The organism is Paenibacillus sp. FSL M7-0656 (assembly GCF_038003225.1).
GTDB lineage: Bacteria > Bacillota > Bacilli > Paenibacillales > Paenibacillaceae > Paenibacillus > Paenibacillus amylolyticus.
In genome coordinates, this window is sequence record NZ_JBBOOT010000001.1 from 170,085 (window position 1) to 185,601 (window position 15,517).

Genomic DNA, 15,517 nt, shown 5'->3' on the forward strand with positions numbered 1-15,517 from the left:
CGAATGGATGGGGCAGCTGCATCGGAATCATATTCAGCAGGTGGCCAGATGGCGACATCAAGTGCTTGCCGTACAGTTATCTATGTTAGTATGTATGTTTTTGCTATGGGAAGTGGCAGGCAGACTCCGTTGGATTGATGTACTGTTATTCAGTTATCCGAGTAAGGTTTTTGCCCAGATTGGCAAGGACATCGCTAGTGGCGAGTTGTGGGCACATGTTGGGGTAACCGTAGGAGAAACGGCAGTTGGTTTTTTACTGGGAACACTGGTGGGAACCTTGCTTGCGGTTTTAATTTGGTGGTCTCCTTTTTTGTCCAAAGTGCTGGACCCCTATATGGTTGTATTCAACAGTATGCCAAAGGTAGCACTTGGCCCGATCTTTATTGTGATGTTCGGCGCGGGTTTTACAGCGATTGTTATGACCACATTGTCCATCACGGTCATTATCACGACACTAGTGGTGTATAACAGCTTCAATGAAGTCGATCCCAATTATATTAAAGTCATTCGTACGTTTGGTGGAGAACGTTCCGAGATTTTTACCAAAGTTGTATTACCTGCTTCTTTTCCGGCGATTGTATCCACTTTGAAAGTGAACGTGGGCATGGCTTGGGTGGGTGTAATTGTGGGTGAGTTTCTGGTCGCCAAACAAGGGCTAGGTTATCTAATTATCTACGGATTTCAGGTATTCAACTTCACACTTGTATTATCGAGTCTGTTAATTATTGCCGCAGTTGCAACAGCCATGTACCAACTTGTTGTCTATGCAGAACGTAAAATGCTGGCTGGCCGCAGGTGATTCGGAAGTGTTTTACTCGTAATGTGACCGGGTATGATATGTATACAATTTCACAAGGGGTGTCACGTTGCCCGATACCGTAAAATCAAGTACCATATTTAGTATGATTATTCCGCGCAGATCCGGAATGAATGCGATGATTGGAGAAGAGGGCCTTGAGGTTCTGTCGCAACGATCTAACTTGCCAGCGTCCCTCATTCGGGGCGTGTTGCTGTGACCGGCATGCATGCGCATGTCGGTTGATGTCGTCTAGTTTACATTTGGATGAGACATACTAGTCATGATAAATGAATGAGGCGACGAGCTGGCTAAGAATTTTTTTGCAGCTTAGAGGAGATGGAATGTTAAATGGGTTTTAGGGTAATTAAAACTGCAATCGCCGCATTAATGGCTGTATTGATTGCAGACTGGTGTCGCTTGCCGGGACCAACATCAGCGGGATTGCTTGCCATTCTTGGCGTGGATGTAACGAGAAAACGAAGTATTCGCACCATATCGGCGCGGTTCTTTGCTTCCGTAGTTGGACTTTTATTTGCAAGTGTACTTTTTCACTTTTTAGGCTTCCATTATTGGGTGCTGGCGGTATACATATTGATCGCATTCCCGGCTATTGTCCGGGTAGGCTTCAAAGAAGGTATTGTTACAGGTTCTGTTGTGGTGTTTCGGGTGTTTGGCGGCGGGGAGATGGACGTGCATGTCATCCTCGTACAGATTGCTTTGCTGTTAATTGGTCTTGGTTCCGCAATGGCGGTTAACCTGGCCTATATGCCGGCAGCAGATCCACAGATGTTGCGCATTCGCAAACGAATCGATGAACTCTTCTCGAAGATTTTCAAGGAATTTGCGGCCACGCTACGTAATCCCAATGAAGCATGGGCGGGGAGAGAGCTGATTGAAGCAGATAAAGCGATTCTGGGCGGTATTGATGCTGCCAAACGTTCTCTGGAGAATCAGGTGATTCATCCGAATGAGGAATGGAGCGTCTACTTCTATATGCGCAAAACGCAGTTGGACTCAATCCAGCACATGATGCATCTCGTGTCCCAGATCTATCAGAAGATGCCACATGCGGAAATGGTCTCGGAGCTGTTCGATCAGCTTAGTCAGGATGTACTTACTGAATCCTACACCGGACGAACTGAAAAACTTCTTGCGGATGTGCAAGAAGAATTCAAACGTATGGAGCTGCCGGATACAAGGGAAGAATTCGAGATTCGTTCTGCAATTCTCCAGCTGTGCCGTGAACTCGCGCTGTATCTGAAAGTCGCGAAGAAGGACAAAGCGCCGTCCCCAATCTCGGACCGGTCCCAATCTACAAACGAATAATAGAAAATAGTTGTCACCCTAGACGAATGCCCTGCATACACTTGTAGTGAATGATTGTATGGAGGAGGTTTAAAGATGTCATTGAGTCATAAACATCAATGTAGAGAGATTATCACGAAGGCGATCTGCGGCAAAGGTCGTAAGTTCTCTACCGTAACACATACCGTGACTCCGCCAAATGGTCCGACAAGTATTTTGGGGGCTTGGATTATCAACCACCAATATGAAGCCGTATCAGCGGGTGACGGAATTGAAGTTATTGGTACTTACGATATCAACATTTGGTATTCCTACGACAAGAATTCTCAGACGGATGTAGCCAAAGAAACGGTCTCGTATGTAGAACATGTGCCTTTGTCCTATCTGGACCCGAAACACCGGACTTCCACAGTGGAGGTATCTGCGGATGCAACGCAGGAACCTAGCTGTGTGGAAGCCACAGTATCAGCAGGTGGAAGCAGTGTAATTATCCGGGTAGAACGGGAATTCGCTGTGGAACTTGTTGCCGAAACCAAAGTTTGTGTGAGGGTCTGCACAGATGGTTGCGGTGACTACGAAGACAAGGACTATGACTTTGGCAGTGCCGATGGAGATTATGACGATCTCGATCCCGATCTGCTCGACGATGAGCTGTGAGTTTGACGCCTGTATTTGATAACCTAAGGTATCATATGCGCCAGAAGGCGCGGTGAAGAGGGCGTAAGCCCTCTTTCTTCTTAAATATTAAAAAATGGGTGGTAACGAGCCTCGCAATGTGCCTGGAAAACCTTTCACGGGAAGGCTCCGCATTGCGGGGTTATTTTTATTTTAGTTGCATGATCCGGGAGGGGGCACGTAATGAATGTGATGGAACAAGCGGAGGAAGCGCTGCGCCGATATGAAAGGATGACTTCTGGAGAACGTGCAGAACGGTTGAAACAGGCAGGCATTGAAGTATTGTCACTGCACGATCGGCGCAAACGTGAACCAGGTTTGCGTGTACGCTATGACGTAGAGATAAGCTGTCTGCAGGCGATTCGGATCAAACGTAAGGATACTAGTGGCATGGGAAGGGCACAGGAAACTCTGTTGGAGCGTGAAGCGAGTTCAACCTTATTCAAGCGCATAGAACGACTTGCGACCAAAACGCTGTATACGCTAGGACTGGATCATGGAGCTGTTCGAATGGAATCCTCAGGGAACGGCGGTTGTGCAGTGATTTCGATTGATCCATGTCCCTGGAAAGGGGTGACCAACCTTGCTACTACCTATAGGGAAAGCTGGAAGCAGCATCAGGAACTGCTGGATGAGGAAGTAAGTCACAGACCTATTCCAATACTCGGCATGGACCCGGAGTTTCTTCTGGTGCAGATGCCGGAATCCAAAATCGTACCCGCCTCCAGATTTCTTGAACGTACAGGAATGGCAGGCTGTGATTCCGTCACGATTGGTGGACGGCGCATATATCCGGTTGCCGAACTGCGACCGGCTCCCAGCTCCGAACCACGAGAACTGCTGGCTCATCTGATGAGGGCATTCGCAGCCGCTTCCCGCAGCATTAGTGATCACTCACTCATCTGGCAGGCAGGCGGGATGCCACAGCGTGGGTTACCTCTAGGCGGTCATATTCATTTTAGCGGGATGAATCTTACCGGGGAACTGCTTCGTGCACTGGACAATTATCTGGCATTGCCACTGGCATTTCTGCAAGACCCACGAGGATCGGGAAGACGACCCCGTTATGGAGCACTTGGTGATTTTCGACTGAAATCCTATGGTGGGTTTGAGTATCGTACGTTACCCAGCTTTCTTGTATCGCCCCTTGTTGCGAAAGGTGTTGTGGCCTTGGCAGGTCTGATCGCGAGCGGGTATACTCAATTACGGCAGCGTCCGTTAGCGAAAGCTGAGGTCCATGCCGCTTTTTATGAGGGAAAGCGCGAAGTGATTAAGGAACACATCCCAGCACTCGTAGATGATCTGAAGAGGTTGGATGGATATGCACGTTATGAACGATATGCGTCTCCGTTAATCCTTCAATTAAAACTGGGAAGAACTTGGGATGAGAGCCGCGATATTCGCAAACTCTGGAATATTCGGGCAGGTTCATGAAGTACGGGCGTTTTTTTGATATAATAAGAAACAAGTCTTTTATGAGTAATAAGCTACTACGGAAGATATGGAGCAGCAACCCTTGAAGGAAGTGGCGATTAGCCAACACATAAGGCGGAGGCGCAAACACAGTGCCTGACCGTCTTATTGTCCTTCCAGGATGCGTTTCTTCCTGACATTATAGGAACGGGATGGAGGATATTCATCATGGCTCAGTATACGCCAATGATTCAACAATATTTGCAAGTGAAGGCCGAAGCACAAGATGCTTTTCTATTTTTTAGACTGGGTGACTTCTATGAACTGTTCTTCGAGGATGCGATTAATGCTTCCCGTGAACTTGAGATCACGCTGACCGCACGCAACGGAGGCACGGATGATAAAATTCCGATGTGTGGTGTACCTTATCATTCGGCTGACAATTACATACAGCGTCTGATTGAAAAAGGATATAAAGTTGCGATATGTGAACAGATGGAAGATGCAAGTGTAACCAAAGGCATGGTACGACGTGAAATTGTACGTGTGGTTACACCGGGAACGGTAATGGAAGGCAAGACACTCGGTGACAAGTCCAACAACTACATGGTGTGTCTTACAGGTAATCAAAATACGCTGGCGCTCGCGGCCTGTGATCTGTCAACGGGTGAGTTGTATGTGACATCCGTACCCTATTCCAAGGAATGGCTCAAGGATGAAATCGGCATCTACGAACCATCGGAGCTGGTGGGGGATGCAGCGCTGCTTGAAACGGTAGAAGCCGAGGCGTCTCCAATCGGTCGTCCTGTGGTCTACACGTCGTGGACAAAGAATAAGGAAGATCTGGTCCGTCAGCAGTTTGGCGAGGCTGTCTGGGCAAGATTAGAGCCTGAACGTCAAGCGTGCATTGCACGTCTTTTCTCCTATCTGAGTGAGACACAGAAACGTTCTCTGGGGCAGTTAACTCAAATCTCAACGTATGAGCCCGATCATTACATGATCTTGGACCCGTTTACCCGCCGGAACTTGGAATTGGTGGAAACCGTGCGTGAACGCTCCAAAAAAGGTTCATTACTCTGGTTGCTTGATCGGACCGAGACGTCCATGGGTGCAAGAATGCTCCGTCGTTGGGTCGACAAGCCATTGTTGCAAAAAGGGAAGATTAATGAGCGTCTGGAAGCGGTAGATACGCTGTACAACCAGTTTATATTGCGTGAAGACCTGCGGGCAGAACTCAAAGACATCTATGATCTGGAGCGTTTGGTAGGCCGGATTGCGTTTGGTAATGCCAATGGTCGTGACCTGAATGCGCTCAAATCATCGCTGGAGAAAATCCCAGGACTTCGTCAGCATTGCGCAGGATCAACTTCCGCAACATTGCAGCATATTGCCGAAACGATGGATGATTGCAATGATCTGTGTGAAGCTATCGGGCAAGCCATTGTGGACGAGCCGCCGGTATCGGTAAGGGACGGAGGTCTGATTCGTGAAGGGTATCATGAACGTCTGGATGAATTGCGTGAGGCTTCGGTTAACGGGAAGCAGTGGATTGCGGAGCTGGAAGCGCGAGAGCGTGAGGCGACAGGCATTCGATCGCTTAAGATTGGATATAACAAAGTGTTTGGTTATTATATCGAGATCACCAAGTCCAATCTGTCCTCGCTGCCAGAGGGACGTTATGAACGTAAACAGACACTTGCCAATGCAGAACGTTACATTACGCCGGAGTTGAAGGAAAAAGAGACGCTGATTCTCGAAGCTCAGGACAAAATGGTTGATATTGAGTATGGGCTGTTCGCAGAGCTGCGCGAGCGGCTGAACAAAGAGATTGCAAGATTGCAGAAGCTGGCCGAACAGGTTGCAGAGATTGATGTATATCAATCTTTTGCGGTAATTAGCGCTGAGCGTAACTTTGTACGGCCTACGCTGACCGACGGTTATGACCTGGTTGTGGAAGAAGGACGCCATCCGGTCGTTGAGGCGGTCATGCGAGATGGCGCATTTATTGCCAATCACACGGCAATGACCAAGGAAGAGGCACGTATTCTGCTGATTACCGGTCCGAATATGGCTGGTAAGAGTACGTATATGCGACAGGTTGCTTTAATCTCCATTTTGGCGCAAGTGGGTTGTTTTGTACCTGCGGGTCAGGCGGAAGTGCCGATCATGGATCGCATTTTCACACGGATCGGTGCCGCGGATGATCTCATTGGCGGACAAAGTACATTCATGGTGGAGATGGCCGACATTCAGGTCATGACGGACAAAGCCACACCACGCAGTCTGATTATTATCGATGAATTGGGACGGGGAACGTCAACTAGTGAAGGTATGGCCATTGCTCAGTCTGTTATTGAATATGTACATGATATTATCGGCTGTAAAGCTCTTGTATCAACTCATTTCCATGAGCTAGCTCATCTGGAGGAGAGTCTGGACAAGCTGGCCAACTACTCGATGGCGGTACAGGAGAGTGGTGACAAAGTTAATTTCCTGCGCAAATTGATTGCCGGGGCAGCCAGCAGCAGTTATGGTATCTATTGTGCACGTCTTGCAGGTCTGCCTGATAGCATTATTGAGCGGGCGAATGGACTATTGCATGGGTTCGAACATGCGGCCGCGCAAGTAGCTGTGGGCAGTGAATATATCGGGAATGAGAAGCAGGAAGCAGGCTTGAAATTAAAAGGTGTAGAATTCCAACACACGGCTTCAGCACCATTGATCCGGGAACACGAGATTGTGGAGAGCGCAGAGTACACACCTTCTATTGAAGATTCGGTTGGGAAGCAACATGCCAAGAAATCAAACAGCAAAGGACAGTCCAGCGCAAACCATTCGGATGTGGTTCAACTGTCCATCTTTGGGGATGATGAGCCGAATGTGGCAACGAAACCGGATGAAGTTGCGGTGGATAAACCAGCGCGAGAATTCATCCGTACGATGAAAGATATCGATGTCATGAATATGACACCTCTTCAGGCGATGCAGATATTGAATGATCTCAAATTGAAGGCACAGCAATTATCCTGAGTATAAGGGAGGGGAAAACCTGTGGCGAAGATACATGTGCTTGATGAACATATTGCCAACCAGATCGCGGCGGGTGAAGTGGTCGAACGGCCTGCTTCAGTTGTCAAAGAGTTGCTCGAAAACTCGGTGGATGCAGGCGCCACCAAAATTGAAGTGACGGTGGAAGAGGGCGGACTCCTCAGTATTCGTGTCAAAGACAATGGTACAGGTATTGAGCCAGAGGACATGGAAACCGCCTTTTATCGTCATGCGACCAGCAAAATAGCCCATGGCCGAGATCTGTTTCAGATCACAAGTCTTGGATTCCGTGGCGAAGCCTTGGCGAGTATTGCCGCCGTGTCCAAGGTAGAGGTATTATCGGCAAGTGGTAATGACGGGCGGGGGCGCCGCATCGTGATTGAAGGCGGGAACCTTGTTTCTCATGAAGATGCAACCTCACCCCAAGGTACGGATTTTGCAGTGAGAGAACTATTTTACAATACACCAGCCAGACTCAAATATATGAAAACGATCCAGACGGAACTGGGACATATTTCAGATGTCCTATACCGGATGGCGATGTCTCACCCAAACATTTCGTTCCGACTGCGCCATAATGAGAATGTGTTGCTTCAGACGTTGGGCAACGGCGATCTGCTGCAAGTGGTTGCAGCGATCTATGGGACAAGTGCAGCGAAAGCGATGCTTCCCATCCAGGGTGAAAGTCTGGATTACCGGGTGAGCGGGCTGATCAGCCTGCCAGAATGGACACGAGCGAATCGTAATGGTATGTCAACGATTGTTAATGGGAGATTTGTTCGCAATTACGGTCTCAATCAGGCGATTCTCAAAGCCTACCATACCTTGCTGCCGATCAATCGCTTCCCACTTGTCGTGGTGCAGTTGGAGATGCACCCCTCTCTTGTGGATGTGAACGTGCATCCGGCGAAGTTGGAGGTTCGCTTTAGCAAGGAACCAGAACTGTATCAATTCATAGAGACGACGTTGCGGGGTATACTCCGGCAGGAGGTACTGATTCCACAGGTCAAAAAACAGCAGATTCGACGTGGAGACGATAGTTCCTTTATTCAGGAACAATTCCTCTTTCCACGTGGTCCGCTGAAAGATGCATCTGATGCAGAAGGATATGGGCAACAAGGTCCACTCGGGAAACCTACTGTTGCAGCGCTGAAGTTAACTGCGGAAGATGATGATCTGGATTTGGATGCTCCGGCGGATGTGTCTACAGCACAGTTGGTATCTGAACAGGGTCACTCAGTGCCGTTGCCCGAAGCTCCACCTGAGGTTACACAGCCCCCGGAGCAGTTAGAAAGTTGGAACGGGGATATTTTGCAGAAGATTGCTAGTTATGACGGGGGGCAGACATCCGCTAACGTGCAAGACGGCACTAAGGATGTAAGTACAAGTTCAAATACAAGTTCTACCGAAACTGTTCCCAAATCTGACCTCTCTTCTCAAGATGGTGGGGATCGTGGAGCAACAGAGAAACCGCTGGCTGAAGGCAAACCAGCTACGTATCGCTCCGATTCCGTATATTCACCGGTTAGGGAAGCTCGTTCATCGTATAATCCGTCTTCGATTGCCAGAGGTGAACGGACGTGGAAAACTTCAGGTCTGCCTGATGCCACTAAACTTGCTGCTGCCATTAAATCGGATGCATCCATGCCTGAATTTCCGGAGCTGAGTCTGATCGGACAGCATCATGGTACGTATTTGATCGCGCAAAATGACCAAGGTTTATATTTGATTGATCAGCATGCTGCTCATGAACGCGTGAATTACGAATACTATTACGAGAAATTTGGTAACCCTGCCCAGGCCTCACAAGAGTTACTGCTGCCTATTACGCTGGAGTTCACACCTTCGGAGACGGAAAAACTGAAAACAAGGCTGGCCTGGTTCGAACAGGCGGGTGTATATTTGGAGCATTTCGGTGGACAGACGTTCCGCGTGCGTTCCCATCCGTTCTGGTTCCCCAAAGGGGACGAGAAAGACATTATCGAAGAAATGTCCGAGTGGGTGTTGAGTGAACGCAGCATAGATGTCGCCAAGATGCGAGAAGCTGCATCAATCATGTGCTCCTGCAAGGCGTCCATCAAAGCGAACCAAAAGCTGACCGATCAGGAAGCAGAGGTGCTAATTCAGCGTCTGGGTTCATGTCGTCAGCCCTACACTTGTCCACATGGGCGGCCGATTGTGATTTCATTTTCAACATATGATCTGGAAAAATTGTTCAAACGTGTTATGTAGCTATTTAGGAGGAATCTATGTATATTACAACCGGTGAAAAGGAAGCGGCTTTACTTGTGGAGCGGGCCCGAAACCTTGCTGAAACAACAGGGGGTACTTACGTGCGCCGTAATAAAATGTCTCTGCCCATGATGATTGAACACTATGAGGCGGAGGAGGTTCTGGTTGTGCTCCAGGGTAAAGTGCGTCTATTTCGGAAGGATTCACCGTTGCTGGAGTTCCACCCCAGCATGGGATTTGTTCGTGCCAAACGTATATTGCGAGGAGAACCTGATCCACTGCTGGAGGCGGGGGCGGTGAATGAAGGGGATACCATCATCGATTGTACAGCCGGACTGGGCACGGATGCACTGGTGTTCTCGGTTGCAGTGGGCAAAAGTGGACGGGTGATTGCATGTGAGAGCTCTCTTCCGCTATATACACTATTAGTGGAGGGGATGTCTCAATATGAGACGATCAAGCCAGCGGTAAATGAAGCTTTCCGCCGTATTGAGCTGCATCATGCGAATCATCTTGAGTTGCTGCGTTCCATGCCGGATCGAAGCTGTGATACCGTATATTTTGACCCCATGTTCCGTGAACCGATGATGGATTCAAGTGCTATACAGCCCTTGCGAGATTATGCAAATGCTCACGCGCTGGATGAACAGAGCATTATGGAAGCGAAACGGGTTGCCCGTAAACGGGTAGTCATGAAAGAAAAGCGCGGCAGCGCGGAGTTTGACAGGCTCGGATTTGAAATACTTGATCGGGCGAATGCAAAAACCCTGTACGGAGTGATTAATGTTGAAAGTGGAAGTTAGACCAAAACCTAAACTGCTTGTGTTGGTTGGACCAACAGCAGTAGGCAAAACAAGAATGAGCATCGAGCTTGCCCAAGCTTTCAATTGTGAGATTATCTCAGGAGATTCGATGCAGGTATATCGTGAAATGGATATCGGAACTGCCAAGATTACCTCTGAAGAAATGAAGGGTGTACCCCATCATCTCATTGATATCCATGAACCGGAGTATCCGTATTCTGTGGCTGAGTTTCAGGAGAGTTGCACACGATTGATTAGTGAAATCCACGAACGCGGTAAAATGCCTTTTATTGTAGGGGGCACCGGTCTGTATGTGGAATCGGTATGTTACGGCTTTCAATTTTCCGATAGTGGTTCGGACGAAGCGTTCAGGGAGCAACAATTCAGCTATGCTGAGCTAAATGGAGCTCAGGCCCTTCATGATCGACTGAGGGAAGTTGATCCAGTTAGTGCGGACCGTTTGCATCCGAATGACCAGCGGCGAATTGTACGTGCGCTTGAGATCCATCATCTCACTGGAGAGAAGTGGTCTGATCAGCTGGCAGTACAGAAGAAAGAGTCGCCTTATGACCTTCTTATTGTTGGTTTGACAATGGATCGACAGAAGTTGTACGCCCGGGTAGAAGAACGGATTGATCTGATGATCGAACAAGGTCTGGTGGATGAAGTGAAGTCCCTGTTGGAACGTGGAGTGGCCAGAGGTCATATTTCCATGCAAGGGCTGGGGTATAAGGAGATTGCAGCGTTCCTGCAAGGGGAAGTGAGTTGGGAAGCAGCAGTTGAGTGGTTGAAGAGGGATACACGTCGGTTTGCCAAACGGCAGCTTTCCTGGTTCCGTCATATGAAGGATATAGAATGGGTGGACATGACGGATACCCAGGATTTTGAAGGGAAATACAAGCAGATAAGTGAATTGATTACACGGAAATTTGATTGATTTGAGCGATTATTAGTATTCTTCTGACAGGCATCGATTAGATCAAGATATGTAAACCTCTACCTTCTGGTCATCAAAAGGATAGAGGTTTTTATTTATCACTAGAACAGATGGTAGAGATTAAGTATTCGCTAAACAACGAATAAATGTGCTTTAAAATGAAGATTTTGTCCCTCTTTTGCAAAACAGACAAGCGGTGTATAATGGATAAGTCTTCTATTTGTTCACCTCGCTAAGAATGGGGGTAAAATAGCAGACAAGGGGTTTTTGTGGATTATATGAAACTGTTCATGATATAATAGCACGAAAGCTACTCAGCGATATTGAATATTACTTGAACACGAATTCAAATGAACCAATGGGGGTACGGCTAATGAACAAGTCCATCAACATCCAAGATACGTTCTTGAACCAACTGCGGAAAGAAAATATTCCTGCTACGGTCTATCTGACCAACGGCTTCCAAATCCGCGGGACGATCAAGGCATTTGACAATTTTACGATCGTCATTGACAGCGACGGACGCCAGCAAATGGTCTACAAGCATGCCATCTCCACGTTCACGCCGCAACGCAGCGTATCGCTGATGCAGCAAGATAACAGCGGCGAAGCTTAAAAAAATTACGAAACCTTTTCACCAACCATTTCGTCTACAAGTATAGGTATTGAAACAGAGCAACCTGAATAAAGGGTTGTTCTTTTCATTCCGGGCAAAATATGTTTAATATATGCCTGAGCCTACAGACGATTAGAAATTATGCAACCGAAAGGGAGTCAGGAGGTAACATGCCAAACGATCCGTTGTCGAGGTCTAACAATCGCAACAACAATAACAAGTCACCCAAAAAAGCGAAGCCAAAGACCTCTAAAAAGAAAAAAATTACGGGTAAACGCGTTGGATGGACACTGTTTTTCACAATGGCAATCGCCATATTCTGTGCACTTGGCGGATATTTATTTATTATGGTGAGTGGTGAAAATCTGCTCAAAGCCAATAAGGACAAAACCACAATTAATGAAACTTCAAAAGTATATGATCGCAATGGCCAATTAATGGGGGAACTATCCATTCAGAAGCTGGAACCTGTCAAAGAAGATGATATTCCTGAGCTTGTGAAGCAAGCCTTTGTTGCAACGGAGGATAAGCGATTCTACGATCATCAGGGCGTGGATATCTGGTCCATTGGGCGTGCAGCGGTTAAGGATGTCATGGCTCGTTCCATGGTGGAAGGTGGTAGTACACTAACCCAACAGCTTGCCAAGAACATGTTCTTGTCCCGTGACAAGACGTTCTTCCGTAAAGCAACGGAAGTATCGATTGCCATGGCATTAGAGCGCAAGTACACAAAAGACGAAATCCTGACGATGTATCTGAACCGTATTTTCTTCGGTCATCAGCGTTACGGGATTAAAGCGGCATCTGAATTTTACTTTGGAGTTACTGATCTCAAGAGGTTGAAGTTGTGGCAAATTGCTACATTAGCAGCTATGCCGAAAGGGCCTTCTGCCTATAATCCGGTGAGCAATCCAAACGACTCAAAAGCACGCCGAGGTGTGGTATTGCAGCTGATGTATGAACAAGGCTACATTACCAAGGCGGAGATGGACGAAGCAAAAGAGATTAACTATAACTACAAGCGACCAGAGAAAGACAGGAAGTATCAAGGTTTTATAGATTATGTGCTCCGTGAAGCTGAACGAGTAACAGGTAAAACGGAAGATGATCTGAATATCGGCGGGTACAAAATCTATACAACTATGGATGCTCAGGCTCAAACAGCCATGGAAACTGCCTTCACAGATGATAATCTGTTCGAGGCAAGTAAAGACGATCAACAGGTTCAAGGCTCCATGGTTATCATGAACCATGAGAATGGTAGCCTCGTTGCCCTCCTGGGAGGACGGGATTATCAGACTAAAGGTTATAGCCGTGTAACGCAGAGTCGAAGACAACCAGGTTCAGCTTTTAAACCGATTGTGTCTTATGCACCTGCGCTTGAATCAGGAAATTACAGTGCCAACTCATCGCTGAGTAATGCGAAGCAATGTTTTGGTAACTACTGTCCTGGTAACTTGCATGGATATTCTTCAACGATCAGTATGACGGATGCAATTACGAAGTCGGAAAATATCCCTGCGGTTTGGCTGCTTGATAAAATAGGTGTTAACACAGGCATTAATTTTGCCAAGAGTGTAGGCATACAGCTGACAGATGAAGACAAAAACTTGGCGATTGCCCTCGGTGGTCTAAGTAAAGGTACAAATACACTGGAAATGGCGCAAGCCTATAGTGCATTTGCCAACCTCGGAGAATACCGACAAGCCTATGCGATTAAAGAAATCAAGGATAGCGCAGGCAAAACCACTTATAAACATGATAACTCGGACACAACTCGTGTCATGAGTGAGCAAAATGCGTATCAGCTTACACAGATGCTGCAGAACGTCGTTAATGACGGTACGGGACGTTCAGCACGTCTGGATCGTCCGGTAGCGGGTAAAACAGGAACAGTTCAAAGTGGTATCTCTGGCAACAGTGCCAACCGTGATGTATGGTTTGTTGGATACACCCCGGAATGGACTGCGGCAGTCTGGATGGGCTATGACAATCCGGATGCCAATCATATGCTTAAGAACAGCAGTAAGCTGTCGGCAGCTTTCTTTGCCAAAGTCATGGGAGATGCTTTAAAAGGCGTTCCAGTGAAGCAATTCAAAGCACCAGCTGGAGGGCAGGCACCTCCGCCAGTAGAAGAACCAGAAAAGCCGGCTCTGTCCGTTAGTGGGCTTAGTGGATCATACGATCCAAATGCACAAACCGTCTCCCTGAGTTGGACTGGAACGGGTGACGCGAGTACGCAATATCGAATTTATCGGAAAGAAACATCTGAAGCCCAGTTCACTCATCTCATTGATGCAATAGGAGCGACCAATGCACAAGATTTAAGTGCGTTGCCTGGTCTAACCTATGAGTACTATGTGACAGCTTACGACTTGGCATCAGGACTTGAGACGGATCCTTCCAACACCATCTCCTTGATGATTGAAGCGCAGGAAGTGCCGCCGGAGGAACCTGATCCTGGTATAGACCCTGGAACAGAGATAGATCCTGAGCAGCCAGGTACGGAGAATCCGGACAATGGTACACCGGATAATGGCAATTCGAACGGTAATAACGGTAATGAAAATGAAAATGGCAACAACGGAAATGGTAATAACGGAAACAATGGCAACGGTGGTAATAACGGCGGAAACGGTCAACCTGGGGAAGGAAATACGCCCCCACCTGGTCAGGGCACAACAGATCCTGGCGGAAATGGTGAAGGTCCCGATGATGGGGGCGTAACAACGCCGGGCGAAGTTGTAACTCCGGACAGCGGAACAAGTGGGGATACTGGAGGGACAGATGCACCTGCAGATTCCCAAGCTGGCACCGGCGGCTAAGCCAATGAATCACTAAATAGCTACATTGAAAAACTGCTTCCCGGGAAACCGGTGAAGCAGTTTTTTGGGTTATACAGAACCAACTGTAATGGAAGCTGATTTGATGAATAGGTGGGACAAAGCTTGATTTTGAGTGTAAACCTTAAATATGGTAAGCTGTAACTATTCGTAATACGTTGTGCAAGGGCGGACCCAGAGCGCTGGAATCCATCGGGCGGACGTTATTACATTGTTCACCAATAACATCAGAGCAGGTCACGGACCTGTAGTCGGCAAAGAGGGGTTCGTATGAAACGGAAATTCGGGGATCGCGCGAACTGGCGCCGGATTACGAACCGACAATTCACATGCCGGTTCGTTCAATCCAAAATTTTCACAGGTTATATTACTTTGTACACCATACAGGATTTGAAAGAACCTCTGTGGAAAACTTATGGAGGCAGTACCTTCTGTATCGCAGATAAAGGTTATTCCTGGCTGCAATACTATCCGAAGGGAGAGCACTTTGTAGTTACGGCGATGTTTGACGATAAGGAACGGATTGTAGAGTGGTACATTGATACATGTCGTAGTCAGGGGATAACCGATCAGGGTGTTCCTTGGTTTGATGACCTGTATCTGGATGTCGTTGTATTGAAAGATGGGGAAGTATTTTTGCTGGATGAAGATGAGCTTGAAGATGCACTGTCACGAAAACATATTACAACGGGTGATTATGACTTGGCTAACAAGACGGCAAAGGAACTGCTGCATGCCATTGATGCACATGTATTCCCATACTTTCAGTTATCACTGAAGCATAGGCCGAGTTTGTTTGAGAACGGAGAGTTTCGAAAAAACATTCAGATTTGAGTCATCTACTTA

At 47.5% G+C, this 15,517-nt stretch carries 11 protein-coding genes; all 11 read left to right on the forward strand.

Features of this window, described 5'->3' with window-relative positions:
- Nucleotides 1-7: 7 nt before the first annotated feature.
- A complete protein-coding gene (locus tag MHI01_RS00695) occupies nucleotides 8-799 on the forward strand; it encodes an ABC transporter permease (RefSeq protein ID WP_370739078.1) in 792 nt (263 codons plus the stop codon).
- A gap of 348 nt (nucleotides 800-1,147) precedes the next feature.
- Entirely contained in the window at nucleotides 1,148-2,125 is a 978-nt protein-coding gene (locus MHI01_RS00700) for an aromatic acid exporter family protein (RefSeq protein WP_076317597.1), read from the forward strand.
- 75 nt (nucleotides 2,126-2,200) lie between these two features.
- Nucleotides 2,201-2,761: an outer spore coat protein CotE gene (locus tag MHI01_RS00705; protein ID WP_282321040.1), complete on the forward strand. Its 561-nt coding sequence runs from the start codon at nucleotides 2,201-2,203 to the stop codon at nucleotides 2,759-2,761.
- Nucleotides 2,762-2,962: 201 nt separating this feature from the next.
- A complete protein-coding gene (locus tag MHI01_RS00710) occupies nucleotides 2,963-4,213 on the forward strand; it encodes a putative amidoligase domain-containing protein (RefSeq protein ID WP_282321041.1) in 1,251 nt (416 codons plus the stop codon).
- 207 nt (nucleotides 4,214-4,420) lie between these two features.
- Nucleotides 4,421-7,222: a DNA mismatch repair protein MutS gene (gene mutS, locus MHI01_RS00715; protein ID WP_253509195.1), complete on the forward strand. Its 2,802-nt coding sequence runs from the start codon at nucleotides 4,421-4,423 to the stop codon at nucleotides 7,220-7,222.
- Nucleotides 7,223-7,243: 21 nt separating this feature from the next.
- Nucleotides 7,244-9,472, forward strand: coding sequence for a DNA mismatch repair endonuclease MutL (mutL, locus tag MHI01_RS00720; protein ID WP_340982269.1), 2,229 nt, complete (start codon nucleotides 7,244-7,246; stop codon nucleotides 9,470-9,472).
- A 17-nt stretch (nucleotides 9,473-9,489) separates the two neighbouring features.
- On the forward strand, nucleotides 9,490-10,275 hold the full coding sequence (locus MHI01_RS00725) for a class I SAM-dependent methyltransferase (RefSeq protein WP_036672760.1): 786 nt from the start codon (nucleotides 9,490-9,492) through the stop codon (nucleotides 10,273-10,275).
- Nucleotides 10,256-11,212 (forward strand): tRNA (adenosine(37)-N6)-dimethylallyltransferase MiaA, encoded by a 957-nt coding sequence (gene miaA, locus MHI01_RS00730; protein ID WP_339283036.1) that lies wholly within the window; start codon nucleotides 10,256-10,258, stop codon nucleotides 11,210-11,212. Before MHI01_RS00725 ends, miaA begins: the two co-directional genes overlap by 20 nt.
- Before the next feature lie 373 nt (nucleotides 11,213-11,585).
- A complete protein-coding gene (gene hfq / locus MHI01_RS00735) occupies nucleotides 11,586-11,828 on the forward strand; it encodes an RNA chaperone Hfq (protein WP_017687918.1) in 243 nt (80 codons plus the stop codon).
- Nucleotides 11,829-11,998: 170 nt separating this feature from the next.
- Nucleotides 11,999-14,653: a PBP1A family penicillin-binding protein gene (locus MHI01_RS00740; protein WP_340982270.1), complete on the forward strand. Its 2,655-nt coding sequence runs from the start codon at nucleotides 11,999-12,001 to the stop codon at nucleotides 14,651-14,653.
- Nucleotides 14,654-14,941: 288 nt separating this feature from the next.
- Nucleotides 14,942-15,505 carry a DUF402 domain-containing protein gene (locus MHI01_RS00745; RefSeq protein ID WP_036613560.1) on the forward strand — a complete coding sequence of 188 codons (564 nt, stop codon included), beginning with the start codon at nucleotides 14,942-14,944 and terminating at the stop codon, nucleotides 15,503-15,505.
- The last annotated feature ends 12 nt before the right edge of the window (nucleotides 15,506-15,517 follow it).